The organism is Pseudarthrobacter sp. R1 (assembly GCF_024494415.1).
In the GTDB taxonomy this organism is placed as follows: Bacteria; Actinomycetota; Actinomycetes; order Actinomycetales; family Micrococcaceae; genus Arthrobacter.
On sequence record NZ_JAMKFI010000001.1, the window covers coordinates 309,012 to 333,738 of the forward strand.

A 24,727-nucleotide genomic window follows, 5' to 3' on the forward strand; every position below is an offset into this window, starting at 1 on the left:
TCCGCACCCTCGAAGCGATCAACCACCGCCCCGCGTTCGGGCTGAACTGGGACCCGTCACACATGATGTGGCAGGGCATCGACCCCGTCTCCTTCATCTGGGACTTCAAGGACCGGATCTACCACGTTGACTGCAAGGACACCAAGGTCCGCCAGACCGGCCGGAACACCGTCCTGGGCTCCCACCTCGCCTGGGGCGACCCGCGCCGGGGCTGGGACTTCGTCTCCGCCGGCCGCGGTGACGTCCCCTGGGAAGCATCCTTCCGCGCCCTGTCCGCGATCGGCTACAACGGCCCCATCTCCGTGGAGTGGGAAGACGCCGGCATGGACCGCCTCCACGGCGCCCCCGAAGCCCTCGCCGCCCTCAAAAAGTTCGACTTCCCGCCGTCGAACACCTCCTTCGACGCCGCCTTCAAGCAGTAAGGACTGATTTTCGGTCGTTGGGTGTTCTAAGGCAGCGGGCTCACGTTCCAAGGCCGAAGTCGTCGAGAATCCCGCCAATGCTGTCTTCAAGTCTCGGCTTGGAGACAGCATTGGCCTTTTTTGGTTATAGATCCACTCCAACCTGATGTTCCGGTTGTTAAAGAGCCGTGAAAAAAGGATCCAGTCGGTTTGTCCTGAGTTGCAGGCTGCGAACTGGCCCAGTCTTATCCGGCGGCAAATCCTCGACGCGGCATCGTCTCCACATTTTTCCGGTGACCCCTCGACACCGTTACTAAGGTTGCTTAGCATTAGGGTTCGAGCAGTTTCTCTTTTGCGTACAGCCGTCAGGCGGGATTTTTTCCCGGACAGCCTGGCGGTCTGAAAACCTTTTGGCCTACGAGCCTTGGGTGGGCTCAGGGGCCACCATCCTTGTTCCCCCATTCCTTCGCCAGCTCCAATACGCGTATCGGGTGACACTCCCCCCCCTTTTCCGGGTCGCCGGCCTGCCGGCCCTTGCTTTGCTATGCCCGGAAGCTACCAGTACTGGACCAACGATCGGGATGGGATAGAAGAAAAGAGCGGAAAAGTGAAGGCAGTAGTTTACAAAGGACCGAACAACGTCAGCGTCGAAGACGTACCGGACGCCAAAATAGAACATCCCGCCGACGTACTGGTGCGGATTACCGCAGCGAATATCTGCGGCTCAGACCTGCACATGTACGAGGGCCGCACCAGCTTCGAACCCGGCCGCACCTTTGGACACGAGAACCTGGGCGAAGTAGTTGAGACCGGCCCGGCGGTCAGCAAAGTTAAGGTGGGCGAACGCGTGGTGCTGCCGTTCAATATCGCCTGCGGATTCTGTAAGAACTGCGATCGGGGCTTCACTAATTACTGCCTGACCATGCAGCCGGAACCTCAGCTCGCAGGCGCGGCCTACGGTTTCGCGGATATGGGCCCGTACCAGGGTGGGCAGGCCGAATACCTGCGGGTGCCGTACGGTGACTTCAACTGCCTGCGCCTGGGCGAGGACTCCGTGGAGAAGGAGCTCGACTATGTCATGCTCGCCGATATTTTCCCCACCGGCTGGCACGCCACCGAGCTGGCGGGGGTGTACCCGGGTGACTCCGTGGTCATCTACGGTGCAGGACCAGTAGGCCTCATGGCCGCCTACTCGGCCATTATCAAAGGCGCCGGAAAAGTCATGGTGGTGGACCGCCAAAAGGACCGCCTGAAGCTGGCCGAACAGATCGGCGCAATCCCCGTGGATGATTCCGCCGTGGACCCTGTTGAGTTCGTCAAGGACCAGACCATGGGGTTCGGGGCCGACCGGGGCTGCGAATGCGTCGGTTACCAGGCACACGACCCGGAAGGAAACGAACATCCCAACCAGACCCTCAACCGGCTCGTGGACTCCGTCCGGTTCGTCGGTGGCCTGGGCGTTGTAGGCGTGTTCCTGCCCCAGGACCCTGGCGGCCCCGATGAGCTCGAAAAGCAGGGGCAGGTGGCCTTCGACTACGGAAACTACTGGTTCAAGGGACAAACGATGGGATCGGGCCAGTGCCCGGTCAAGAAATACAACCGGGCCCTGCGCGACCTCATCGCCGGCGGAAAGGCCAGCCCCTCCTTCATCGTCAGCCACGAACTGCCGCTGGACCAGGCCCCCGAAGGTTACAAAAACTTTGACAGCCGCGAAGACGGCTGGACCAAAGTCGTCCTCCACCCAGCCAACGCCTGAGAAAGCCCAGACAGGAGATTTGAGATGTCAGAAATAACTATTTTCCGGAGGCGGTACTGATGCGGTCAATGGTGTATCGCGGACCCTACAAGGTGCGCGTGGAAGAAAAGGACATTCCGAAGATCGAGCATCCCAACGATGCGATCGTGCGGGTGACGAGGGCTGCGATTTGCGGTTCTGACCTGCACCTGTACCACGGCATGATGCCCGATACCCGGGTGGGAATGACGTTCGGGCACGAATTCATCGGCGTGGTGCACGAGGTGGGCTCCTCGGTGCAGAACCTGGCCGTCGGAGACCGGGTGATGGTCCCGTTCAACATCTACTGCGGGTCCTGTTACTTCTGTGCCCGCGGGCTGTATTCGAACTGCCACAACGTAAACCCGAACGCGACGGCGGTGGGCGGCATCTACGGCTACTCCCACACCTGCGGAGGGTACGACGGCGGACAGTCCGAGTACGTACGCGTCCCCTTCGCCGACGTCGGGCCAGGCCTGATCCCCGACTGGATGGACGAAGAGGACGCCGTCCTGCTCACCGACGCCTGCCCCACCGGCTACTTCGGCGCCCAACTCGGCGACATCGCCCAAGGCGACACCGTGGTGGTGTTCGGTGCCGGGCCGGTGGGCCTGTTCGCCGCCAAGTCCTCTTGGCTGATGGGCGCAGGCCGGGTCATCGTGGTCGACCATCTGGAGTACCGGCTGGAAAAGGCCCGCACCTTCGCGCACGCCGAAACCTACAACTTCGCCGAATACGACGACATTGTGGTCCACCTGAAGAAGGAGACCGACTACCTCGGCGCCGACGTCGTCATCGACGCCGTAGGCGCCGAAGCCGACGGCAACTTCCTCCAGCACGTCACCAGCAGCAAACTCAAACTCCAGGGCGGCTCCCCCATCGCCCTGAACTGGGCCATCGACTCCGTCCGCAAGGGCGGCACCGTGTCCGTGGTCGGCGCCTACGGCCCCATCTTCAGCGCCGTGAAATTCGGCGACGCGATGAACAAAGGATTGACGCTGCGGATGAACCAATGCCCGGTCAAACGGCAATGGCCCCGGCTCTTCGAACACATCCGCAACGGCTACCTCAAACCCAGCGACATCATCACCCACCGCATCCCGCTGGAACACATCGCCGAGGGATACCACATCTTCTCCGCCAAACTCGATAACTGCATCAAACCGCTCGTCGTTCCCAGCCCGGCCTGAAAGGAAAAAAACCATCATGGCTGCCATACCAACGCCCTACACCGCCACCAAACCGGCCCTCAAGGAATCCGTAGAGGACCTGCGGGCCAGGATCCCGGGCTGGGGTGCGGACCTGGACCCGGCCGACAGGCCCTCCTACCCCCGCGAACAGCCAGGCATCGAGACCGGCGCGCACTGGGACTTCCCCGAACGCCAGCCCGAGAAATGGCCCCGGGAACGGTCCGTCGAACACGCCTTCCTGACCCCCGTTTTCGGCACCTCCACCCCACCCAAGGGCGCGTCCGGGGCCCTCCGGAAATACGCCTACAAATACAGCGAAGGCCGGGCAGCGCACTGGCTCCTGCTCGTCGCCGCAGACCGCGTGGACGCCACGGAACACCACGTGAAGTCCCTGGCGACCCTGCGCCCGGACAACCCCATCACTGAAACCGGCGTGCTCAGCGAATTCTCCCGCCACGGTGTCAGCTCCCGCTTGGGACAAAAACGCGCCGACACCAACCACCAGTGGATCGACCCGATCATCGTGGCCGCCCCTTGGGCGCTGGCGGCTGTAGGGCTCGCAACGGCCTATAGGACCTTGCGAAAGGAGCGCACAGAGCCTGACAACTGACCTGCCAGAACGGCGATGGGTGTCACCAGCAACGCATGTGCTGGTGACACCCGCACGTCATCCTTGCCCCAGGTTCGTGACCAGATTGATGGAGACCGCGATCAGGACTGTGCCAAAAAAATATGACAGGAGAGCGTGAAGAAGAGCTTTGCGCCGGACCTCACTATTGATTGGCTCGATCTCAGGCCCGGCGTAGGACATCCCCACGGTAAAAGCGAAGTATGCGAAGTCGCTGTAGGTAGGCTGCCTCTCCTGCTTGATGTCGAACCCGTCGTCGGGGTGATCCAGGAAGTACATGCGGGCGTACTTCAAGGCATAGACGGTGTTGACGAGCGCCCACGCAACAATCGTGCCGAGGACGCCCAGGATGACCAATGCGATCGAGGTCGCATCTCCGTTCTGGTTGCTTGACTGGATCAAGGCGACCACCACAGCGGCGATGCTCGCGATACAGGCCGTGATGATCGCATTGTCGGTCACATGGGGAACGGACTCCTCGCGGGCCACCCGTTCAGTCCCTGCCGGATCCTGCCGCCAGCAGATCCGCCACACCCATGCCAGAGCGGTGACGCCGGCGGTGCACCACCCGACCAGGGGACCAAGGGAAGGTTCTGTGGCCACCGCTGCGATAATGCCGGCCACCGCGCCGACCGCGACACAGACAAGAGCACGGCGAGCTGACAGGATCCGACCGTTCATCAATGCTCCTCGAAGGACGTTGCAGCCCCGCCCTGGCCTCGGGCCGGCAGGGTTCATTCCTCACATTCGTCCAGTGTGCGCAGTGGTGGACATGCGCGCAAGGGTTCGCAGTGCTACGCCTCCTGGGACTTGCGGGGTGCGGCGTGGGTGGAGCTGCTGCGCACAACGAGCGTCGGCGCGATGGGAGTACGGTCTACCTCCCGCCCCTCCATGGCGCCGATCAGCACCTCCATGCTCATGAGCGCCAATGCGGTGAAGTCCTGGCGGACGGTGGTCAGGGGCGGCAGGAAATAGTCTGAACCTTCAATGTCGTCAAAGCCGACAATGCTCACGTCATCCGGGACGCGGACCCCATTTTCGGCGAACGCGCGAATTAGCCCGAGGGCGGTGTGGTCGCTGGCCGCGAAGATCGCTTGGGGGACCCTGTCCTCGCGGACCAACCGGAGGCCGGTTTCGTAGGCCCATCGAGGGCTCCAGTCGCCCTCGAGGCAGAGGCCCGGGGAAAGCCCGGCGTCACGAAGCGCGGCCTCCCAGCCACGCTTGCGGACCCGTCCGTCGAACCAATCCATTGAACCGGCGATGTGGGCGATGTCTGTGTGGCCCAAGTCGATGAGATGTTGGGTGGCCAGCCGCGCTCCAAGCTCCTGGTTTTCGGAGTATGTGAACACGTTGGGGGTTGATGATGCACCTGCGGCAATCATCTCCACGGGCACGCGGCATGATGCATTCCAGACAGCTGCGGCCATGTCCACCACTGGAGCGATAACAATGATTCCACCTACGCCGACGTCATCGAGGGTGTCCAGGGCGGGCTGCACAGACTCTGCATAAGGCTGGTCGACGCTGATGACCGTAGTGGCATAGCCCTTCTTCCGCGCCACGTTCTCAAGGGCCATGAGTGTCCCCACCGGCCCGAACCGCGGGGAGCCGTCGGAAAGTATCCCTATGGACGTCGACCGGCTGGTGACCAGCGCTGTCGCTGCCCTGTTCCGGCGGTACCCGATGTCCTGAATGACCTGCAAAACCCGCTGACGGGTTGCTGTACTGACGTCCGGTGCGTTGTTGAGAACCCGCGAGACCGTCCCAAAAGAGACCCCGGCGAGTTGGGCCACGTCATTGATGGTCGGCTTCCGGCGCAACGAGGCGTCCGCCAGCCCTCCCCTTGCCCCACGTGGGATTTCAGCGTCTGCCATGCCTCTCCTGTCTCGCGCTGCCGGCGCCAACGCCGGCGGCGGGCTTCGTGCGTCCTAATCCTATGTCGACGGCGTCCTGCCGCCAGCCTGCGCGTCCTGCTGCTGTGAGTTTTGACACGCGGCTCCGTAAACGTTTACGATCGTTTCCGTAAACGTTCACGGCATCAGCGTTAGCGTTTACGGAAGCAGACATTCAATGAGGAAGGAGCGGACATGCCTGGCACTGTTGCAGACGCACTTACGCTCGATTCCCGTTTCAGGCTTCGAAATGTTCACCGGGCGCAGTGGACAAACCTGGAAATGCTCCTCACGGACCAAGCAGTCGATGATCTCGCCGTAGCTGTCCGAGCCTTCGTCGCCGCTGGCTCCTCGGCCGTTGCCTGCATCTTCGATGACAACCACCTTTGGGCCAGCATGGTCATCACCGTTGACAAGTCCGGTGGAGGCGCAACTGTGTCCACGCTGGACGGCCCGGCTGCTGAAGCCGGCGGTGAAATGAGCAAAGCGGCGGGCGAGGCAGTGAGGTGGGTGCAAACCCACTATGGGCCGTGCTCCCTGGGCTTCTTCGTCACTAAAGAGCATGCGCAGGCGCTCCTGTGCGCTTCGGACAAGGCTGCAGCTATCCGCTCGGCCTCCGCGGCCGGTGGCCTCGTCCTGTCACCAATTCCCCCGGCGCTGGCCATAGCCCTCGCCTGATCCACCCCAACCATCCATCCACCTCAAAGCACTGGAGAACAATGATGATCCGCAGGCTTCCCCTCATGGCCGTGGCAGCAGTCCTGTCACTTTCGGTCGCCTCCTGCAGCAGTTCCACAACGGCTAGTTCGAACGCTCCTGACGCCGGTATCTCCGAAAAGGCTCAACAGGCCCTCGACAAGATCACGGGACAGGTCCTGAGCAAGGGCCCCAACGGCGAAACGCCCTCCCCCGCGTCCGTTGCAGACCTGACGCCTGAAGAGATCGAGAAGGTCAAAGGACTCAACGCCACAGCAGCAATTGTGATGCACTACGGCGGCAATGACTGGGCCACAGCACAAGTCAACGGATTGAAGAGCGAATTCGAAAAGCTGGGCATCAAGGTCATCGCCACAACCGATGCGAACTTCAAGCCGGACAAGCAGGTCTCCGACCTCGAGACAGTGATGACACAGGACCCGGACATCATCGTGTCCATCCCCACGGATCCCGTTGCCACCGCCTCCGCCTACAAGAAGGCCGCTGCTGCCGGCACGAAGCTCATCTTCATGGACAACGTTCCCCAGGGCTTGACCGCCGGCCAGGACTACGTCTCCGTTGTCTCTGCAGACAACTACGGCAACGGCGTCGTCTCTGCTCACCAGATGGCCAAGGCGCTCGGCGGCAAGGGAAAGATCGGCCTTGTCTTCCACCAAGCCGACTTCTTTGTGACCAAGCAGCGCCACGAAGGATTCAAGGACACCATTACCAAGGAATACCCGGAGATCCAGATAGTGGAGGAAAAGGGCATCGCCGGCCCGGACTTCGCTGGAGACGCCCAGGCTGCTGCCAACGCCATGATCAGCAAGTACCCCGATCTCGCCGGCATCTGGGCGGTATGGGACGTCCCGGCAGAAGGTGTCATGGCAGCAGCCCGCGCCGCCGGCCGGAAGGATTTGAAGATCGCCACAGAGGACCTCGGCAAGAACGTTGCCATCGCCCTGGCCAAGGACGAGCTCGTCGTCGGCCTCGGAGCACAGGTTCCCTTCGACCAGGGTGTTACTGAAGCACGGCTGGGCGCAGGCGCCCTGCTCGGTAAGGAAGCGCCGGCCTACGTGGCGTTGAGCGCCCTCCCAGTTGACCACTCAAACGTCCTCGAAGCCTGGAAGCAGGTTTACCACGAGGACGCCCCTAAGGACATTCAAGAGTCCTACAAGCAGTAGCCAGACCCGACGGTGCGGGGGCCCCACCCCCGCACCGCGCCGAAAGGGCAACAATGAACACCGCAGACAATGTCGTCGAGATGCGCTCGATTTCCAAGGGCTTCAATGGCGTTTCCGTGCTAAAGGATGTCAGCTTCGACGTCCGCCACGGCGAGGTCCACGCACTGGCAGGCGGTAACGGTGCCGGGAAGTCCACGCTCATGAAAATCCTCCAGGGCGTCTACCAGACAGACGCCGGCGAGATCCTCGTCGGAGGAAAACCTGCCTCCATCAACTCGATCCAGGACGCGAAGGCCGCCGGGATCGGCATGGTCTTCCAGGAATTCAGCCTCGTGCCGAGCCTGACCGTTGCGCAGAACATCTTCCTCGCCGCTGAACCGCTCGGCCCGGGCGGGCTCATCGACGACCGAACAGCGGTGAAGCGGGCCAAGGAGGTCTTCGCCGAGATGGAGGTCGACGTCGACCCCCGGGCAGAGGTCTCGCGGCTCGGCACCGCCTACTGGCAGCTGACGGAAATCGCCAAGGCCCTCGCACAGAACGCCACTGTGCTGATTATGGACGAACCGACCGCCAGCCTGGCGCGGCACGAGTCCGAGGCCCTCTTCGAACTGATTGACCGCCTTAAGCGGCGTGGCATCTCCATCATTTACATCTCCCACCGCATGGACGAGGTGTACAGGCTGGCAGACCGCATCACCATCCTTCGGGACGGCCGCCACCTCCTCACCGAGCCGCTCACTGACGTCACTCCCGAGCAGATCGTAGAAGGAATCGTTGGCAAAAAGATCGAGGGCCAGCTTTCCTATCGTGCCCGTCCTGTGGACCAGGACGTGGAACCCCTTCTGGAAGTCCGCGGGCTGAATGCCGGCCACCGGGTCCGGGATGTTTCCTTCGCGCTCCGGCCCGGCGAAATCCTCGGCCTGGCAGGTCTCATGGGCAGCGGACGCACCGAGCTTGCCCGCGCGCTCTTCGGCATTGACAAAGTGGACAGCGGTGAAGTCCTGCTTCGCGGCAAAAAGGTCAATCTTGCAACTCCGCAGCAGGCCATCAACGCAGGAGTCGCCCTCATCCCCGAGGACCGCAGGGCCCAAGGCCTGGTCCTGGAGCATTCCGTCCAGGACAACCTGCTGCTGCCGCTGCTTGGACAGATTCAGCGCGGACCCCTCCTGGACGGCACCAAAGGCAAGGAATTGTCCTCGTCGCTGATCAAGAGATTCGCAGTAAAGGTAGCCCACCCCCACCGGCCGGTGCGGCTGCTTTCGGGCGGCAACCAGCAGAAGGTGGTCATCGCCAAGTGGCTGGGCACCGATCCGGACATCCTGATCCTGGACGAGCCAACGGCCGGCGTCGACATCGGCACCAAAAGCGAAATTTTGGACATGATCCGTGAGTTGGCCAGTGCCGGCAAAGCGGTCATCGTCATCTCCTCCGAGTACCCCGAACTACTCGCGGTCAGCGACCGCGTCCTCGTCCTCAAGGACGGCTCCATCATCCGCGACATCCCCCGCAGCGAGATCGCTGACGAGGAATATCTTCAACTTGCAGTCCAGGGAGTCTGAACAGTGAGCAAGGCAAACACCATCGCGCCCCGGGACACCACCGCGGCACCCCGTCAATTTGGCACCATCCTGAAAGAACTCGACTGGCGACGCTACGTCATCTACATCGGCTTCGTCGTCGTCTTCCTGTTCTTCGCCGTTCTGCTGCGCGACCAGGGCTTCCTGTCGCCGAACAACCTGCTGAACATCTTCCGGCAGACTGCCACCATCACCGTCATCGCAGTCGGCATGACATACGTGATCGCATGCGCGGAAATCGACCTGAGCGTCGGATCCGTAGCTGGCCTCTCCAGTGTCTGCACCGCTATGGCCCTCTCCCAGTGGGGCCTGATCCCCGGCATTCTGGCCGGGCTCGCCGTCGGGCTCGTGGTCGGATCGGTCAACGGCGCCCTGGTGAGCCTCCTCGGCATCCCCTCCTTCCTGGTGACCCTCGGCATGCTGGGAATAGCCGTTGGCGTTGCCCAGTGGATTACCGCCTCGGCGCCCCAGCCGATTCTGAATGACACCTTCAACACGCTGTTCGGATCGGGGAACTTCGGTCCCATTCCGGGCTTGGTGGTCTGGAGCGCCATCTTCGTCGCCATCGGCGCCGTCGTACTGAACCGCACCCGGTTCGGCCGGCAGGTCCTCGCCACAGGTGGCAACCGCAACGCGGCAGAGTTCACCGGCATCAACACCAAGCGGATCAAATTCCAGGTGCTCCTCATCTCGGGCATGGTAGCGAGCGTCGCCGGCATGCTGTACGCCGGCCGCCTGGAGTCGGGCCGATTCCAATGGGGAGCAGGCGACGAACTCTCCGCCATCGCAGCGGTCATCCTGGGCGGAACCAGCCTCTTTGGCGGATTCGGCTCAATCGTCGGAACGCTCTTCGGGGCCCTGCTGATTGGCCTGATCAACAACGGACTGATCCTGGCCGGGCTCGACAGCAGCCAGCAGCAGGTGGTCCGCGGCGTCATCATCATTCTCGCCGTCGCGCTTGCCCGGAAGAAGTAAAACAGTGCCGATGATTCCGGCACGCAACTTGCAGTCCATCTCTGCAGTCGAAAGGCACAAACAATGAAACTTGGTTACTGTTCCATCACCTGGGGCGGCGTCGTCGGCCACCCCCAAGGCGTGACGAGCGTCAAGGACCTTTTTTACATGACCCACGGACCAATGAACGATGCCGTCCGGGACATCGCATCTGTCGGGTATGAAGGTGTGGAAATGTTCGACGGCAACCTCGCGGAGTACGCCGAAAAGCCGGAGGAACTCAAAGAGCTCCTGAGCAGCTCCGGAGTCTCCCTGGCAAGTGTGTATACCGGGGCCAACTTCATTTACGCCGACATCCTTCCCGACGAAATGCACCGGATCCACCGGGCCGCCGAGCTGGCGGCGAACTTCGGAGCGGAACGGCTCGTGGTTGGTGGTGGGGCACGACGTGCTGCCGGGACCAACGAGGAGGACTACCGCCGCCTCGGGGAAGCGCTGGACAGCGTAACGGACATCGCAGAAAGCTTCGGGCTGTCGGCAAGCTACCACCCGCATCTCAGCACCATCGTGGAGAGCCCGGACGAGCTGGACAAGCTGATGCCGCTCACCCGGATAGGCTTCTGCCCGGACACGGCACATCTTGCAGCCGGCGGAGCAGACCCGGCGGCGGTCATCCGGAAGTATCCCGACAGGATCCGGCACGTCCACCTCAAAGACTTCCAGCAGAACCCGTTCAACTTCCTCCCGCTGGGCCAGGGCGAACTCGACTTCCCGGACATCATTGCAGCCATCCGGGAAAGCGGATACGACAGCTGGCTCATGGTCGAACTCGACAACTACGACGGCGATCCCCGCGAAGCTGCCGAAATCAGCAAGAAGTATCTCGAGAAAATCCTCTAACCAATTTTGACCATCAGGGAAAGCCAGCCTCGGCGACTCCCGTCTTTTCCGAAAGGAACCTCGTTCACATGCAGAACCTCAACGTCGGCCTCATCGGTGGGGGCTTTATGGGCAAAGCCCACTCCCTCGCTTACGCCGCCATGCCTATGTTCTTCTGGCCGGCACCGGCTCTCCCGGTCCGCAAGGTCATCGCGGAGGCCAATCCGGAAATGGCAGCCGAAGCGGCCCGTCGCTTCGGCTTCGAAAACTCCACCTCTGACTGGCGCAGCATTATCGAAGATCCGGACATCCACGTCGTGGATATTGCAACGCCGAACCATCTCCACGCTGAAATCGCCATTGCCGCCGCCGAAGCGGGCAAGCACATCATCTGTGAAAAGCCCCTGGCCCGCACGGGTGAGGAATCCAAGGCCATGTATGACGCAGTCAAAGACAAGAACATCGTCCACATGGTGGCCTTCAACTACCGGCGCACCCCCGCAGTCGCGCTGGCCAAGAAGTACATCGAGGAAGGTGCAATAGGCAAAGTCATCAGCTTCCGCGGCACCTACCTGCAGGACTGGAGCGCCGACCCTAACTCGCCATTGTCCTGGCGATTCCAAAAGTCGATCGCAGGTTCCGGCGCACTTGGCGATATCGCCACGCACGTCTTCGATATGGCCCGCTACCTCGTCGGCGAGTTCAGCGCCGTCAACGCCGTCCTGTCCACCTGGATCCCCGAGCGGCCCCTCCAGGCGGGCGGGGCCGATGCGCTCGGCACCGTACGGGGCGGAGAGGGCCCTCGGGGTGAGGTTGATGTCGACGACGAGGTCATGACAATGATCCGGTTCGCCAACGGAGCCGTGGGATCCGTGGAGGCGACACGCAACGCGCACGGAAGGAACAACTACATCACCTTCGAAATCCACGGAACCGAAGGCAGCATCGTCTTCAACTACGAACGACGCGATGAGCTGCAGGTCTGCTTCGCTTCCGACCAGGCCGACCGCCGCGGATTCCGCACCGTGTACACCGGCCCGGCCCATCCCTACGGAGAAGGCCTCTGGCCCATTCCAGCCCTGGGCATTGGCTACGGGGAAACGAAGATCATCGAAGCGTACGACTTCTTCAAGGCGATTGCAGAAGGCGGCAGCGTGAGCCCCAACTTCGCAGACGGCTATCAGGTGGCCCTCATCGACGACGCAATTGTCGAATCTGCTGCAAAAGAATCATGGGTGGACGTTCCGCAGATCACCGATTAACCCGTTTCCGAGGGACGGCGAAAAGCCGTCCCTCCCGGAACCCAGGACCCTAACCCAGGAAGACAAAATGCCACATTCCCTCCCTGTCCGCCAGGAGACTGCAGAAGTCTGGCTCATGCCGGTTTTCATCGCCAAAGCAGGGCACGAAGCCGACCTCCAGGAAGCCCTCCACGCTCTGCAGACGCTCAGCCGGAAAGACCCAGGATGCCTGGAATACACCGTTTTCTCTGACGAACATCAGCCCGGCACGTTCGTTCTCTTCGAAGGCTGGGCCCGTAACGAGGACCTCGCAGCACATAACGAAGAAGTCCATGTCAAGGAGTTTGTGAAGGAAGTCGAACCGCTATTGGCAGTACCGTTTTCCGTCACTCCCCTCTCGCCGCTCACCTAAGCCGGTGTCCTGCCCATGGAGCTGGGCGCAGCAGGCCTCGTCGACTGACGCGGACCCTGGAAACCAACGTTCGACGCCGGCGGGTGGGCTACGCTGCCCGCCCGCCGGCGTCGTTGATCAAGGCGAGCCCGCTGGCCCAACCCGGGCGTCAAAGTGGCGCCTGTACTCCGTTGGCGTCGTGGAAAAGGCGGCTGCAAAGTTTTGCCGGAGGGTGACGGCGTTGCCGAATCCGCAGTCGGCGGAGATCTGATCTATCGAAAGATCAGTGGTTTCGAGCAGCCGCCGGGCTGCGTCAAGGCGGCGCGCTCGGATCCAGGCGGCCGGCGTCGTCCCCGTTGCGGCCCGGAACGCGCGGACAAAGGTGCGCCGGCTCAGGTGCGCCTGGGCGGCGAGCCGGTCGATGGTGAGCGGTTCACCCAGGCGGCCCAGGGTCCATTCGAGCAATTGGGAAATTGGATCATCGGTGGAGCGGGCAGGCACAGGACGCTCGATATATTGCGCCTGCCCACCCTCCCGGTGCGGCGCGATGACGAGGCTGCGTGCCACCTGGTTCGCGGCCTCCGCTCCAAGCTTGGTTCGCACAAGGTGCAGGCAGGCATCCAATGCAGAGGCCGTGCCGGCGGAGGTCAGGACATCCCCGTGGTCGATGTAGAGCACCGACTGATCAAGGGCGATATCCGGGTGCCGCCCGGCAAGGGAATCAAAAGCCTGCCAGTGCGTGACGGCCCGCCGCCCGGCGAGCAAGCCGGCGTCGGCAACGGGAATCGCACCAAGGCACAAACCCAAGATGGGCACCGCACGCCCATGCGCCCCTTGAAGCACCTGCCGCAGCGAATCGCTCAGGACGCGCCCGTCGTCGAACCATGAAGGCACCACCACGACGTCGGCCCCTTCCGCCGCCCTGGGCCCTTTGACCCCGCCCAGCCGGTAACCCTCAGCGGTAGTAACCTCGCCCTCCTGGTCGGAGAAAAGAAAGGTCTTCCACTCGGCAAGGCCTTGACGGGCTACTTCGTCAAAAACCATCTGCGGAACAGCCAGGTGAAACATTGTCGCCCCAGAAAATGCGTAGACCGCGATCCTCATCCTGGCCCCTTCCGCTACTTTGGCCCGAATCCATCGTACATCTGCCTTCGTGCCACTGTTGGCTCAGATGGGCACCGGGAAGACTTGAGAAGTTGCCAATCGGCGGCCGGAAGTCACCACCCGGGAGAAAACAACCATGAGCACCCCTCGCCGCGCCCTCATCCTCATCGACGTTCAGCAGCAGTACTTTGACGGCCCCCTCGAAATCCAGTACCCGCCGCACCAGGAGTCCCTCCCCATGATTGCGCGGGCAGTGGATGCCGCCACCGCCGCGGGCATTCCGATTGCCGTCATCCAGCACTCTGCCGGCGAAGGTGCGCCCGTCTTTGCGCCCGGCACGCCGGGCTTCGAGCTGCACCCTGAGATTGAACGCCGTAGCACCGGTGAGTGGAAGTCGCTTGTTAAGCAGTACGGCTCTGTCTATGCCGGTACGGACCTGGCTGATTGGCTGCGGAAGCACGACGTCGACACAGTCACCTTGGCGGGCTACATGACCAACAACTGCGTGCTCGCCTCCGCCGTGGAGGCAGAGTTCCTTGGCTTCACCACCGAAGTCCTCTCCGACGCCACCGGCGCCATCAACCTCGCCAACGACGCCGGTTCCGCCGACGCGAAGACCGTGCACACGACGCTCCTCGCCCTGCTGAACTCAAACTGGGCAGCCGTGGCCGATACTGATACGTGGGCCGATGCCCTGACTGCACAGCACGCCCTCACCAGGAGTGACCTCGGCAGCTCAGCTGTCGCCGGGCTGGAGCTCCCGCCCCAGGCTTAACCAACCGTTCCCGGCTTCCCACCTGCCTTTACCGGTGGGAAGCCCGGGAACACCGGACGCATTCGCGCTGTTTGCATGCTTGGGGACCAAGCCCCAACGAATCTCAAGGACTAATTTCATGAAGTGGTTTCTCCTCGCCGGCGCGATCCTGAGTGAGGTGACGGCGTCCCTCTCCTTGAAAGCGGCGTTGGATAATCCTGCCTTCTTCATCGTGGTGATTCTTGGCTATTCCGCTTCCTTCGCTTTCCTCGCGGCGGTCCTCCGCAAAGGCCTGGGACTCGGCGTTGCCTACGGCATCTGGGCTGCTTTGGGAGTGACACTCACGGTGCTGCTGGCCGCCGTCATCTTTGGCGAAGCACTGACGCCGGTGATGATGATCGGCGTCGCCATGGTCATCGCCGGCGTGCTCTGCGTGGAACTCGGATCGCATAAAGAACCTGCAAACGAACCGGCAAAAGAAATGGCCCGCTCATGATGTGGCTGTTGCTGGCCGCGGCAATTCTCACCGAGGTAACCGCCACCCTGTTCCTGCGCGTCGCATCCACCGGTAAGCGGCGCTGGTACATACCTGTCGCCGTCGGGTACTTCCTGGCGTTCACGCTCCTCACCCTGACCCTGGACCAGGGAATGAGTCTCGGGGTTGCCTACGGCATCTGGGCCGCGGCCGGCGTCGCGCTGACGGCCCTTGGCAGCCGCGTCTTTTTCAAGGAGAAAATCACCCCCATCATGATGCTCGGGCTGGGGCTCATCATCGGCGGTGTCCTGCTCATCGAGCTTGGTGCAGCGCACTAGCGGACGCGTAACGGGAGCTGGAAATCACTTAAGTGCAACGGCAACGCGGCCGTTTCTCTTATGGCGGACGGGCTCTCCCACCTCCACGCCGTCCATGTTCAAATGGGAAGGTTGAACCGGCCGCCCGAGTCCGCTCCACGGCCTCGGCCAGATGGAAGGAAGCACATGACCGATCGTCCGGAACACCCCCCGATCCCCACCCCCGGAAGTGCCCAAGGCCTGGACAGCAAGGTTGAAGGCGGCTGCCCGGTGGCGCATGGCAGCGTCACCTCGCACGGCAGCGAGAGTGAAAACCCTGCGATCGATTCGCCGGAGCCGAAGGGGCACCGGCCGCGGACCGTCGCCGATTGGTGGCCCAACCAGCTTGACCTCTCGGTGCTTCACAGCCATAATCCCAAGGGCAACCCGCTTGACCTCACGTTCAGCTACCGCGAAGAGTTCCAGAAGCTCGACGTCGAGGCGCTCAAGCAGGACATCATCCAGGTCCTCACCACCTCCCAGGACTGGTGGCCGGCGGACTTCGGCCACTACGGCGGACTGATGATCCGGTTGAGCTGGCACGCCGCCGGCACCTACCGCGTCCACGACGGCCGCGGCGGCGCCGGGGACGGCAGCCAGCGGTTCGCGCCGCTGAACAGCTGGCCGGACAACGCCAACCTGGACAAAGCCCGCCGGCTGCTGTGGCCCGTCAAGCAGAAGTACGGCCAGAAGCTCTCGTGGGCGGACCTGCTGGTCCTGGCCGGCAACGTCTCCCTCGAGTCCATGGGCTTCAAGACGTTCGGCTTCGCCTTCGGCCGCGAAGACGTGTGGGAGCCGGAGGAAATCTTCTGGGGACCGGAGGACACCTGGCTCGGCGACGAACGCTACATCGGCGAGGGCCAAATGTCGGAGGAGGTCGGCTCCACGGAGATGGGCCTGATCTACGTCAATCCCGAGGGACCGATGGGCAACCCGGATCCCAAACTCGCTGCGGCCTTCATCCGCGAAACCTTCAAGCGCATGGCGATGAACGACGAAGAGACCTTCGCGCTGATCGCCGGCGGCCACACGTTCGGCAAGACCCACGGCGCCGGTGACGCCGACGCGCACGTAGGGCCCGAGCCGGAAGGCGCCAACCTCGAGGCGCAGGGGCTGGGCTGGCTCAGCACGTACGGCAGCGGCAAGGGTGGCGACACCATCACCTCCGGGCTCGAGGTCACCTGGACGGACCGGCCCACCCAGTGGAGCAACCGCTTCCTGGAGATCCTGTTCGAGTACGAGTGGGAGCTGGTCAAGAGCCCTGCCGGCGCGCACCAGTGGGTTGCCAAGGATGCCCCCGAGATCATCCCGGACGCGCATGATCCCAACAAAAAGCACCGGCCCACCATGCTGACCACGGACCTGTCGCTGCGGTTCGACCCGGTCTATGAGGAGATTGGGCAGCGCTTCCTGAAGAACCCGGATGAGTTCCAGCTCGCCTTCGCCAAGGCCTGGTACAAGCTGCTGCACCGTGACATGGGCCCGGTTGGCCCGCACATGCTCGGGCCGTGGGTTCCGGAAGCGCAGCTCTGGCAGGACCCGGTCCCGGCAGTGGACCACGAGCTGATCGACGAGCAGGACATCGCCTCGCTCAAGGCCCAGCTCCTGGACTTGGGCCTTTCCGTTTCACAGCTCGCCGGCACGGCTTGGGCCGCCGCGTCCACCTTCCGCAAGACCGACCGGCGCGGCGGCGCTAACGGGGCGCGGATCCGGCTGGAGCCGCAGCGCGGCTGGGAGGTCAACGAACCCGACCAGCTTTCGACGGCGTTGCAGGCGCTTGAGAGGGTCCAGCAGCAGTTCAACGCGGCCCAGGCCGGGGGCAAGAAGGTCTCGCTGGCTGACCTGATCGTCCTCGGTGGTTGCGCCGGGGTGGAAAAGGCAGCCCGGGACGCAGGCTTCGCGATCACCGTGCCGTTCCGGCCCGGCCGCACCGACGCCGCCCAGGAGCAGACCGACGTCGAGCAGTTCCAGTACCTGAAGCCGCGGGCAGACGGGTTCCGGAACTATGTGCGCCCCGGCGAGAAACTCCAGCCGGAGACCCTCCTGCTGGACAAGGCGTACCTGCTGGACCTCTCCGCACCGGAGATGACAGCGCTCATCGGCGGCATGCGTGCCCTCGGCACCAACGTGGGCGGTTCCGCCCACGGCGTGCTCACGGACCGGCCTCAGGTCCTGACGAACGACTTCTTCGCCAACCTGCTCTCACCGGGCACCAAGTGGAAGGCGTCGGAGGCGGAGGAGAACGTCTACGAAATCAGCGACGTCGCCACCGGCGAACTGAAGTGGACCGCCACGCCGGTGGACCTGGTCTTCGGCTCCAACTCACAGCTCCGGGCGATCGCCGAGGTCTATGCGAGCGATGACGCCAGGGAGAAGTTCGTCAACGACTTCGTGGCGGCCTGGGTGAAGGTGATGGAGCTGGACCGCTTCGACCTGCGCTGATCTGGTGTCCGGGCCGGCTGCAGCTGCGGCCGGCCCGGACCCGCGCTCTACCGGATTTTTCCCGTCCTCGCACCCTTTGTGGAATTGGCGGCTCTATCGGGACTGGAGAGCATCCAGTGCCACTGCCATCGCAGCCGCAACCCGGCCGTCGAGTCGTGCGCCTGGAAGGGTGATGAGGTAGCGGTCGCGCAGGGACCGTCCCCGTTCTGATGTCATGAGCACTTCTCCGTTTGAGTCGAAAAAGTCGAAGTGGAAACGGAAGGGCGAAGGGACCGCATCACCAATCGGCGTCGCTTCCCATATGCGCCGGCCGATGGCGACCCCGAGGCTGCGTTCACTTCCGGTGACCTTTAGCCCGGACGCTTCGAGGTGCCAGGTGGACCGCAGCAGGGACTTGCCAAAGTCTTTCCGGAAGCTGCCGATCGCTTGTCCATTGGCGTCCAGCACGTCGTATGTGGCGCCGAGGTCGAGGCGTTGCCGGGCCTTGAAGGAGAAAAGCGGCAGGGTCCTTGACTCGTCCTGGTAGAAGGTCACCTGTTCCTTGAAAGCGGCCCGTTTCTGCTGTGCGACGGCGAGCAGGTGCCCAGGCTGCCCGTCTCCGGCGACGGAACGAATCTCGTAGCGATTGACCATCAACGTGAGCTTCTGAGTCACGGTGAACTGCTCGATGCGCTCTGCAAGTTCTGTCATGTGCATCCTCCGTGGTTGGGGCGGTCTCAAATAATTCGAGGTTCGCCTGATGCTATGTTGTCTGCCTGGCTTTCACTAGCTCCTGCTAAAAGGACTGTTCCTTGTCCTCCGGCTGGCCGTTGCTGTCAGTGTCCTCAAGGAACTGTGTGATCTTCTGAGCCATGGCCGCTGACTGCGTCCAGTGCAGGTTATGCATGCCCTTGAGCTCGACGATTTCGTGGCGGTTGACGCTCTTTAGCTGGTTCTTGTGCGACTCGAGCCAGTCCGGAAAGGCGGTCACGCTGTCGCTGGCAAGGAAGTGAAGAACGGGCGTGTTCTCCGGGTAGGTCACTCCGTGGAGTGCTGCGGCATTGCTGGCGACTCGGGCACTTTCGTCGGCGACTGCCGCGTTGCCGAAGTTCCAGATTGTCATCTGGCGCATGCGTTCCAATTCAGTTGTGGTGAAGTCGTCGCTTTTCGGGTCCACCTCGCCGGGAGCGACCGACACCACGGTGCGGACCAGGCCAATTGCGGACAGTATCCCGATGATATTGATTCCGCCGCCAGCCGCGGATCCCTTCTCCAGCTCGGCGGTGGGCACGGTGGGGTCGATGCCGATAACGGCGGATACTTCGCTTGGGTACCGGTTGGCGTAGTCGAGTGTGTAGAAGCCCGCGATCGAATGTCCAGCCAAAACGTAGGGCTTCCCGAGGTGGAGTGAGGAGAGGGCCTCGTGGAGCTCGGTGTTGATATTCTCCACCGTCCGATCACGTGCATTCATGTCGCTGTAGCCGTATCCGAAGCGCTCGACGACGATGACGTCGTATGCAACGAGTTCCCTCATCAAAGGGGCGAAGTCCAGCGCCGGAGCTATCGTGCCCAGACCGCTGAGAAGGACCAGGGGCTGTCCACCTTCGGTGCCACCCCGGACGACGTTCAGTGAGCCTCCCGCGACCTCCACTAGTTCACCGTACTGGGCAGTGCTCGATCTCTCCTGCTGTTCCAGGAGCGCGTTGGCGCCTGTGGATGCGAGCGTTATGGCCAACGCAGTGATAGCGACAAGGCCAAGTATTTTGCGTGTGCGGCGGAATGGCCGTCGACGTTTTGTATGGTCTGTAAGCGAACTCATTGCTATCTCGGGCTCCGTTATTGTGGTTGGCCCTGGCCTGGGTGCCGGGGACAGTTCCAAAACTACGGATGGGTGTGGTGACACAACATCACCACAGGTGGTGAATGAGGTGGTGATTCGGACCCGTATTGACCCGAACTGGGGACGGGACAGAGTCACCACGGTCAGTTTGTCCGACCCTAGTCAGGTTGACGGAATCTTCGGCATGTAGTGGGCTGTATCGACGTCGTCTTGAAGGTCATAGTGGGAGGATCCCTGGGATTCTCTATTTCCCGTGGATAGTCTGGGGCAGGAGAACACCCTATGCGAGGGTCAGTGAGAACGTGATCGAAGCAGCTGCTGCGGTAATCCGCCGGAACAATGTCACCATATGCGGCCGGGATGATGGGCCTGTCATGATGTTCGCCCACGGTTTTGGCTGCGATCAGGCGATGTGGCGGAAGCTGCTGCCCTACTTCGTCGATGATTACCGGCTGGTGCTTTTTGATCATGTTGGCGCAGGACACTCGGACATCAGCGCCTATGACTGGGAGAAGTACGGGACCCTGAACGGATACGCGTCGGACCTGCTGGAGATTTGTGCCGCCCTTGACCTTGAGGACGTCATCCTGGTGGGCCACAGCGTCAGCACGATGATCGCCGTGATCGCCGCAGTGCAGGACCCCAACCGTTTCTCCCACCTGGTACTGCTGGCCCCTTCACCCCGTCATACCGATGACCCTTACGACGGCTACGTGGGCGGGTTTTCGCGGGAAGACATCGAGGGCCTGCTGGCATCTCTGGACAGCAACTATTTCGCCTGGGCCGCGGCCGTAGCGCCCCTGGTTATGGGCAACCCGCAGGAGCCGGAATTAGCGGAGGACCTGCGTGCCAGCTTCTGCCGGACAAACCCGGCCATCGCACGGCACTTCGCCGGGGTAACCTTCTTTTCCGACACCCGCCCTGAACTGAAAAAGGTGCGCACCAACTGCCTGATCCTGCAGTGCTCCAACGATCGGCTTGCCCCGCCGGAAGTGGGCGCCTACCTGCACAAGAATCTGGAACACAGCACCCTGGTGCAGCTTCAGGCCACCGGCCACTGCCCCCACGTCAGCGCTCCGGAGGAAACGGCCCGGGCGATTCTGCACTACCTCGACACCCGCTCGTGACAGGCGCCGCCGGCCCTCCCCGCATTTCAAAAGTCGTCAATAGCCGCGATCACGGGATCAGCAGGGAGACGGTCTACCACTACCTACGCCAAGCCAGGAGCGGGAGCATGGGCTCAGGCGAGTTTGGTTACCTGGTAAGTGTGGCCAGCCGCGCGGAGTCGCTGTATGAGAACGTTCCCGAGTGCAGTGGCCGGTGTCAGTGACCCTTTCGCGGTCGGCAGCCGATCACCGTCGAGGGCAAGAGCGAGTGCAGTCTCACCTGCCATCACGGCGGTGGCGGCATAGCCGGGATCACCGGGGCCGGCAGCAATCGCCTGGTATCGGTGCCCGTTCTCTGTGCGGGCGGTTACCCTGGAGTGGAACCAGCCTTCGCGCTGCGTGCTGGTGCTCGGACCCGTGCCTGGTGCCGGAAGAAAGCGGTCGAGCACCCGTCGGGTGGGCGGGAACGCCATCGCGCCCGTGAATGCGCCGAGCCCGAGTGCCGTTGCCTTGGCGACGACTGCTCCTGCCGGTCCGGGGCCCACCCCCATCACCTCGCCGTACTGGAGGGAGCGGCCGTAGGCCCAGCCCTGCAACGCGTTGCTGCGGCGCACTATCCGGGTGTTGACAGGGGCCATGATGAATGGCGCGGTCCAGGTGCCGTCATCGGAACGGCGCACAGGACCGGCGTCAGGAGGCTGTTGTGTCGTCGGCTCCCGTGTGCGGTCGGGGCTCAGGGCGTACGGGTCAGCGGCTAATGACCGCAGGGCGGTGCTTGATCGCATCGCGTCCAGCTGCCCGCGCATCGATTCGAGCGTTCCTCCGCTGATGCCAGCCTTGGCCGTGGCAACGAGTTGGACCTCGACCAAACTGCCAGCGCCGTCGGCTTCTGCCGCCTGATGAAGCAGCAGTACAGCGAGGTCGGACGGCACGGAGTCGTAGCCGCAGGAGTGCACGATCCTGGCCCCGTTCGTCCTGGCCAGAGCGTCATAGCGGTCAATCGCCTCCCGGATGAAGGACACCTCACCCGCGGGTCGGCGTAGTGGGTACCGGCCCGTGCGCAGGCGTCGACGACGGGTAGTCCGTGTTTCGCGTATGGACCGACGGTTGTGAAGAGCACGCGTGTGTTCGCGGCCAGGGCGGCGATGGAGTCCGCGTCCTCCGTGTCGGCTTCGATGAGCGCCCATCCGTGCGCCGCGACCGGCAACTGCGACCGAACCGCCCCGAGTCTGGACCTGGACCGGCCGGCGAGTCCGACTCGCATACCGGCCGGTGCATGCTCCGCGACGTAGGCGGCGATCAATCGGCCAACGAAACCCGTCGCTCCGTAGAGAACGAGGTCATGTTCCCGAAATGAGGTGTCCATAACTGCAGCCTTTCACGGCAACTCCAGGCTGGCACACGGCTCTCTTGTTTTGGTCCCAGAACAACCGGAACTGATTTCTGTTCAACGAGCAGTCCGGTCCGCCCGCCGATAGCCGGGGACAATCTCCATTATCGGCCCTGAGCAAGGGAGTAGAAGTAGTTGTGATAACTCCCGTTCCATATTTGGGCGTTTTCCGTCGGCCATACGCCGGACGAATACGCCCCCCCCCGGCATAGCAGCAGTCATCCTGATGCACAGCGGTGTGCCTAGAACTGAGGGGTAATGCAGCTAGGGCAGCTGTCCACGTTAGGCCGGGCCGGCACTTGATAAAAGGATCATAAGCATGCTTATGATGTTTGTAGCCGAATGCGGACGGCTGCCAACCAGAGGAGGAAACACCATGGGATTGGGCGACAAGATCGAAAACGCTGCCGAGAAAGCCGGCGGCAAGGGCAAGGAAGCGGCAGGCGCGGCCACGGGCGATGAGAGCCTGCGGACCGAGGGGCAGGCCGACCAGGCCAAAGGTGATTTAAAGCAGGCCGGCGAGAAGGTCAAGGACGCTTTCAAGAAGGATTGACCAGGCTGCAAGGAGGGGCGCACTCAGCGAACGGGGTGCGCCTCTTGTTGTATCCGCAACGAGCGGAGCAGCGATGCCAACTACCCGCCGGATAAGAACGGCCAGAAACGCTACGGGAGCTCGCATGACGGAAGTACAGAAGTCGGCAGTAACCGGCCAGCTTTTCTGCCGGCGATATCGGCTTCAGGAGCTGGTCGGCCGCGGCGCCGCCGCAGGCGTGTACCGGGCGCTGGATGAGGCCCTGGGCCGGGAAGTGGCACTTAAGGTCTTCTCCAAGGAGGGCGGCGAGCCCGAGTTGCTGGCCCGCCAGGACGCTGAGATTCGGATCCTTGCCTCCCTGATCCATCCGTCCCTGGTGACTTTGTTCGACGCCGGCACCGATCCGGACACGGAGCGGAGCTTCGTGGTGATGGAGTACGTGCCCGGCCCTGACCTCCGGCGTAGGCTGCGGGACGGACCCATGGACCCAGCTGGGATCGCCGGCGCGGGGTCGGACCTGGCAGCTGCCCTGGACTACGTCCACAGCCGCGGCGTGATCCATAGGGACCTCAAACCGGGGAACGTGCTTCTCTACAACCCCCGGTCCGGCCAGCCTCCTACGCACTGGCGGGCCAAGCTCGCCGATTTCGGGATTGCCCGGATGATGGAGGAGGACCATCTTACGGGGACAGGCCGCATGGTCGGCACTGCCGCGTACCTAAGCCCTGAGCAGGCTCTTGGTGAGCCTTTGAACGGTGCAAGCGACGTTTATTCCCTGGGTCTGGTGCTGCTGGAGTGCTTCACACGCCAGGTCGAGTTCCCCGGCGCCCAGATCGAATCGGGCGTGGCGCGGCTCTACAGGGACCCCGTCATCCCCGACAGTGTTGGCGCAGGCTGGAAGGCCCTGCTGGCTGCGATGACTGCCCGGCGACCCGCTGACCGGCTAAGCGCGGCAGAAGCAGCGACCGCACTGCAGCGGCTGGCCCTGCAGGACGACACGCACGCCGTCTCAGTAACAACTGCTGACATCGTACCTATGGAGCGGAGCGTCAGCAGTTCAGGGACTCCCGTACCCCCGCCGTTGCCGCCGCATCCGCCAGCCGCTGCTGCCCGGCAGTTGCGAAAACCCGGAAAGCGCGCCCGGGCTGCTCTAGCCGCGTCCATCGCGGCGGTCCTCCTCACCGGAGTGACAAGTGCAACCCTTGGCAGCGACCGCACCGTCAAATCTGCTTCACCTGCCGGGCCTGCAGTACCGGTGCAGAACAATCCAGTCGATTTTCACCTTGACCAGCTTGAAACCGCTCTTAAGCCCTTCCCTGCTTTCCAGTCCACCCACAGCCAGGTGCGCGCCAAGCGGGAAATAAAGGTGACCTTCAAGCTGCCCTCACCTTATTGGACCGGCTGGAAAAGGATGTAAGTAATGAAGCAGACAGGAACGGGATGACGCTCGAAAAATACCGGAGCATCATTAAGGCCATCCGTCTGGTCCGCAACGATCTGCAAACACTCATCACCTCTTCTGCAGAACCCACCGCCGAGGCAGTGCCCGCAGCCCCCTCGCCCGTGCCGGTAGCAACTTCAGACCCCGTTCCTGTTTCCAATCCCGAACCCGCGCCCGCCGTTACCGTGGAAACCCCCGCCGACGCACAGGCAGTAGATGCCCCTCCAGCGGAGCAACAGGACCAAACCGCGAACGGGGAACAACCCGCCACAGGTGGAGGCCGCGATGACAACAAAAAGCCCAAGGCCGGCAAGCCGAACGATCACGGGGGCGACAAAAACAAGAACTAAACCACAGCCGGGCGCGGAGCAGAGTCACCTGGTTCCCCCTCGGTAGGAGAAATCAGGAGCTGCCACCACAACGAAGCGATCCGGACATGGTGAGCACCTTATCTGCTTCCGCCCTTGATGACGCCCTAAGCGTCCGTCCGGTCGGGCGCTT

Annotated in this window: 25 protein-coding genes and 1 pseudogene; 19 read left to right on the forward strand and 7 right to left on the reverse strand. The window is 62.9% G+C overall.

Annotated elements, in window-relative coordinates; translation table 11 throughout:
- The 4 genes from M8J71_RS01295 to M8J71_RS01310 all read left to right on the forward strand — a co-directional run.
- The coding region (locus M8J71_RS01295; RefSeq protein ID WP_256246209.1) for a sugar phosphate isomerase/epimerase family protein at positions 1 to 422 on the forward strand (422 nt) is incomplete at its 5' end.
- A gap of 586 nt (positions 423 to 1,008) precedes the next feature.
- The gene (locus M8J71_RS01300; RefSeq protein ID WP_256246210.1) at positions 1,009 to 2,157 is read left to right on the forward strand and encodes a glutathione-independent formaldehyde dehydrogenase; all 1,149 of its coding nucleotides are present in this window, start codon (positions 1,009 to 1,011) and stop codon (positions 2,155 to 2,157) included.
- Positions 2,158 to 2,216: 59 nt separating this feature from the next.
- Positions 2,217 to 3,365, forward strand: a complete 1,149-nt coding sequence (locus tag M8J71_RS01305; RefSeq protein ID WP_256246211.1) for a zinc-dependent alcohol dehydrogenase — start codon at positions 2,217 to 2,219, stop codon at positions 3,363 to 3,365.
- Positions 3,366 to 3,381: 16 nt separating this feature from the next.
- Positions 3,382 to 3,975 carry a hypothetical protein gene (locus M8J71_RS01310; protein ID WP_256246212.1) on the forward strand — a complete coding sequence of 198 codons (594 nt, stop codon included), beginning with the start codon at positions 3,382 to 3,384 and terminating at the stop codon, positions 3,973 to 3,975.
- Positions 3,976 to 4,032: 57 nt separating this feature from the next.
- Here the strand turns inward: M8J71_RS01310 and M8J71_RS01315 are convergent, their stop codons facing one another.
- Positions 4,033 to 4,674 carry a DUF1345 domain-containing protein gene (locus M8J71_RS01315; RefSeq protein ID WP_256246213.1) on the reverse strand — a complete coding sequence of 214 codons (642 nt, stop codon included), beginning with the start codon at positions 4,672 to 4,674 and terminating at the stop codon, positions 4,033 to 4,035.
- A gap of 113 nt (positions 4,675 to 4,787) precedes the next feature.
- On the reverse strand, positions 4,788 to 5,867 hold the full coding sequence (locus M8J71_RS01320; RefSeq protein ID WP_256246214.1) for a LacI family DNA-binding transcriptional regulator: 1,080 nt from the start codon (positions 5,865 to 5,867) through the stop codon (positions 4,788 to 4,790).
- A gap of 213 nt (positions 5,868 to 6,080) precedes the next feature.
- Between M8J71_RS01320 and M8J71_RS01325 the strand changes: the two genes are divergently transcribed.
- From M8J71_RS01325 to M8J71_RS01355, 7 genes are all read left to right on the forward strand, one after another.
- Positions 6,081 to 6,563, forward strand: coding sequence for a hypothetical protein (locus M8J71_RS01325; protein ID WP_256246215.1), 483 nt, complete (start codon positions 6,081 to 6,083; stop codon positions 6,561 to 6,563).
- Between the two features lie 41 nt (positions 6,564 to 6,604).
- Entirely contained in the window at positions 6,605 to 7,765 is a 1,161-nt protein-coding gene (locus M8J71_RS01330; RefSeq protein ID WP_256246216.1) for a substrate-binding domain-containing protein, read from the forward strand.
- A 53-nt stretch (positions 7,766 to 7,818) separates the two neighbouring features.
- Positions 7,819 to 9,324 carry a sugar ABC transporter ATP-binding protein gene (locus M8J71_RS01335; protein ID WP_256246217.1) on the forward strand — a complete coding sequence of 502 codons (1,506 nt, stop codon included), beginning with the start codon at positions 7,819 to 7,821 and terminating at the stop codon, positions 9,322 to 9,324.
- Positions 9,325 to 9,327: 3 nt separating this feature from the next.
- Positions 9,328 to 10,317: an ABC transporter permease gene (locus M8J71_RS01340; protein WP_079595157.1), complete on the forward strand. Its 990-nt coding sequence runs from the start codon at positions 9,328 to 9,330 to the stop codon at positions 10,315 to 10,317.
- A 63-nt stretch (positions 10,318 to 10,380) separates the two neighbouring features.
- Positions 10,381 to 11,196, forward strand: coding sequence for a sugar phosphate isomerase/epimerase family protein (locus M8J71_RS01345; protein WP_256246218.1), 816 nt, complete (start codon positions 10,381 to 10,383; stop codon positions 11,194 to 11,196).
- A 68-nt stretch (positions 11,197 to 11,264) separates the two neighbouring features.
- Positions 11,265 to 12,437: a Gfo/Idh/MocA family protein gene (locus M8J71_RS01350; protein ID WP_256246219.1), complete on the forward strand. Its 1,173-nt coding sequence runs from the start codon at positions 11,265 to 11,267 to the stop codon at positions 12,435 to 12,437.
- A 67-nt stretch (positions 12,438 to 12,504) separates the two neighbouring features.
- Entirely contained in the window at positions 12,505 to 12,828 is a 324-nt protein-coding gene (locus tag M8J71_RS01355) for a putative quinol monooxygenase (protein WP_256246220.1), read from the forward strand.
- 117 nt (positions 12,829 to 12,945) lie between these two features.
- Here M8J71_RS01355 and M8J71_RS01360 read toward each other — a convergent pair whose 3' ends face one another.
- Positions 12,946 to 13,911: a GlxA family transcriptional regulator gene (locus tag M8J71_RS01360; protein ID WP_256246222.1), complete on the reverse strand. Its 966-nt coding sequence runs from the start codon at positions 13,909 to 13,911 to the stop codon at positions 12,946 to 12,948.
- Positions 13,912 to 14,047: 136 nt separating this feature from the next.
- On the opposite strand from M8J71_RS01360, the gene M8J71_RS01365 reads away from it, so the two are divergent.
- The 4 genes from M8J71_RS01365 (at position 14,048) to katG (ending at position 17,938) form a co-directional block, all read left to right on the forward strand.
- On the forward strand, positions 14,048 to 14,686 hold the full coding sequence (locus M8J71_RS01365) for an isochorismatase family protein (RefSeq protein WP_256246223.1): 639 nt from the start codon (positions 14,048 to 14,050) through the stop codon (positions 14,684 to 14,686).
- Between the two features lie 118 nt (positions 14,687 to 14,804).
- Complete coding sequence (locus M8J71_RS01370; protein ID WP_256246224.1) at positions 14,805 to 15,161, forward strand: DMT family transporter; 357 nt, start codon at positions 14,805 to 14,807, stop codon at positions 15,159 to 15,161.
- On the forward strand, positions 15,158 to 15,478 hold the full coding sequence (locus tag M8J71_RS01375) for a DMT family transporter (protein WP_256246225.1): 321 nt from the start codon (positions 15,158 to 15,160) through the stop codon (positions 15,476 to 15,478). Before M8J71_RS01370 ends, M8J71_RS01375 begins: the two co-directional genes overlap by 4 nt.
- Before the next feature lie 165 nt (positions 15,479 to 15,643).
- On the forward strand, positions 15,644 to 17,938 hold the full coding sequence (gene katG / locus M8J71_RS01380) for a catalase/peroxidase HPI (RefSeq protein WP_256246226.1): 2,295 nt from the start codon (positions 15,644 to 15,646) through the stop codon (positions 17,936 to 17,938).
- A 93-nt stretch (positions 17,939 to 18,031) separates the two neighbouring features.
- Here the strand turns inward: katG and M8J71_RS01385 are convergent, their stop codons facing one another.
- Both M8J71_RS01385 and M8J71_RS01390 read right to left on the reverse strand, forming a co-directional pair.
- Complete coding sequence (locus M8J71_RS01385) at positions 18,032 to 18,628, reverse strand: hypothetical protein (protein WP_256246227.1); 597 nt, start codon at positions 18,626 to 18,628, stop codon at positions 18,032 to 18,034.
- Positions 18,629 to 18,713: 85 nt separating this feature from the next.
- The gene (locus M8J71_RS01390; RefSeq protein WP_256246228.1) at positions 18,714 to 19,568 is read right to left on the reverse strand and encodes an alpha/beta fold hydrolase; all 855 of its coding nucleotides are present in this window, start codon (positions 19,566 to 19,568) and stop codon (positions 18,714 to 18,716) included.
- A gap of 491 nt (positions 19,569 to 20,059) precedes the next feature.
- Here M8J71_RS01390 and M8J71_RS01395 point away from each other — a divergent pair, with 491 nt between their 5' ends.
- Positions 20,060 to 20,884 (forward strand): alpha/beta fold hydrolase, encoded by an 825-nt coding sequence (locus M8J71_RS01395; RefSeq protein ID WP_256246229.1) that lies wholly within the window; start codon positions 20,060 to 20,062, stop codon positions 20,882 to 20,884.
- A 113-nt stretch (positions 20,885 to 20,997) separates the two neighbouring features.
- Here the strand turns inward: M8J71_RS01395 and M8J71_RS01400 are convergent, their stop codons facing one another.
- Together M8J71_RS01400 and M8J71_RS23410 are read right to left on the reverse strand one after the other, a co-directional pair.
- Positions 20,998 to 21,885, reverse strand: coding sequence for a saccharopine dehydrogenase family protein (locus M8J71_RS01400; RefSeq protein WP_308292939.1), 888 nt, complete (start codon positions 21,883 to 21,885; stop codon positions 20,998 to 21,000).
- Between the two features lie 62 nt (positions 21,886 to 21,947).
- A pseudogene (locus M8J71_RS23410) lies at positions 21,948 to 22,229 on the reverse strand (enoyl-ACP reductase); the annotation flags it as partial.
- Positions 22,230 to 22,629: 400 nt separating this feature from the next.
- Between M8J71_RS23410 and M8J71_RS01405 the strand changes: the two are divergent.
- The 3 genes from M8J71_RS01405 to M8J71_RS01415 all read left to right on the forward strand — a co-directional run bounded on the left by M8J71_RS01405 (position 22,630) and on the right by M8J71_RS01415 (position 24,576).
- Positions 22,630 to 22,806: a CsbD family protein gene (locus M8J71_RS01405; RefSeq protein ID WP_137320645.1), complete on the forward strand. Its 177-nt coding sequence runs from the start codon at positions 22,630 to 22,632 to the stop codon at positions 22,804 to 22,806.
- A gap of 124 nt (positions 22,807 to 22,930) precedes the next feature.
- Complete coding sequence (locus M8J71_RS01410; RefSeq protein WP_256246230.1) at positions 22,931 to 24,202, forward strand: serine/threonine-protein kinase; 1,272 nt, start codon at positions 22,931 to 22,933, stop codon at positions 24,200 to 24,202.
- Between the two features lie 23 nt (positions 24,203 to 24,225).
- Positions 24,226 to 24,576, forward strand: coding sequence for a hypothetical protein (locus M8J71_RS01415; protein ID WP_256246231.1), 351 nt, complete (start codon positions 24,226 to 24,228; stop codon positions 24,574 to 24,576).
- Positions 24,577 to 24,727: the final 151 nt, after the last annotated feature.

Coding starts and splice junctions, on each gene's coding strand:
- M8J71_RS01305 (WP_256246211.1), top strand. CDS start 2,217: ATGCGGTCAATGGTGTATCGCGGACCCTACAAGGTGCGCGTGGAAGAA.
- M8J71_RS01310 (WP_256246212.1), top strand. CDS start 3,382: ATGGCTGCCATACCAACGCCCTACACCGCCACCAAACCGGCCCTCAAG.
- M8J71_RS01315 (WP_256246213.1), bottom strand. CDS start 4,674: ATGAACGGTCGGATCCTGTCAGCTCGCCGTGCTCTTGTCTGTGTCGCG.
- M8J71_RS01320 (WP_256246214.1), bottom strand. CDS start 5,867: ATGGCAGACGCTGAAATCCCACGTGGGGCAAGGGGAGGGCTGGCGGAC.
- M8J71_RS01325 (WP_256246215.1), top strand. CDS start 6,081: ATGCCTGGCACTGTTGCAGACGCACTTACGCTCGATTCCCGTTTCAGG.
- M8J71_RS01330 (WP_256246216.1), top strand. CDS start 6,605: ATGATGATCCGCAGGCTTCCCCTCATGGCCGTGGCAGCAGTCCTGTCA.
- M8J71_RS01335 (WP_256246217.1), top strand. CDS start 7,819: ATGAACACCGCAGACAATGTCGTCGAGATGCGCTCGATTTCCAAGGGC.
- M8J71_RS01345 (WP_256246218.1), top strand. CDS start 10,381: ATGAAACTTGGTTACTGTTCCATCACCTGGGGCGGCGTCGTCGGCCAC.
- M8J71_RS01350 (WP_256246219.1), top strand. CDS start 11,265: ATGCAGAACCTCAACGTCGGCCTCATCGGTGGGGGCTTTATGGGCAAA.
- M8J71_RS01355 (WP_256246220.1), top strand. CDS start 12,505: ATGCCACATTCCCTCCCTGTCCGCCAGGAGACTGCAGAAGTCTGGCTC.
- M8J71_RS01360 (WP_256246222.1), bottom strand. CDS start 13,911: ATGAGGATCGCGGTCTACGCATTTTCTGGGGCGACAATGTTTCACCTG.
- M8J71_RS01365 (WP_256246223.1), top strand. CDS start 14,048: ATGAGCACCCCTCGCCGCGCCCTCATCCTCATCGACGTTCAGCAGCAG.
- M8J71_RS01370 (WP_256246224.1), top strand. CDS start 14,805: ATGAAGTGGTTTCTCCTCGCCGGCGCGATCCTGAGTGAGGTGACGGCG.
- M8J71_RS01375 (WP_256246225.1), top strand. CDS start 15,158: ATGATGTGGCTGTTGCTGGCCGCGGCAATTCTCACCGAGGTAACCGCC.
- katG (WP_256246226.1), top strand. CDS start 15,644: ATGACCGATCGTCCGGAACACCCCCCGATCCCCACCCCCGGAAGTGCC.
- M8J71_RS01385 (WP_256246227.1), bottom strand. CDS start 18,628: ATGACAGAACTTGCAGAGCGCATCGAGCAGTTCACCGTGACTCAGAAG.
- M8J71_RS01405 (WP_137320645.1), top strand. CDS start 22,630: ATGGGATTGGGCGACAAGATCGAAAACGCTGCCGAGAAAGCCGGCGGC.
- M8J71_RS01410 (WP_256246230.1), top strand. CDS start 22,931: ATGACGGAAGTACAGAAGTCGGCAGTAACCGGCCAGCTTTTCTGCCGG.
- M8J71_RS01415 (WP_256246231.1), top strand. CDS start 24,226: ATGACGCTCGAAAAATACCGGAGCATCATTAAGGCCATCCGTCTGGTC.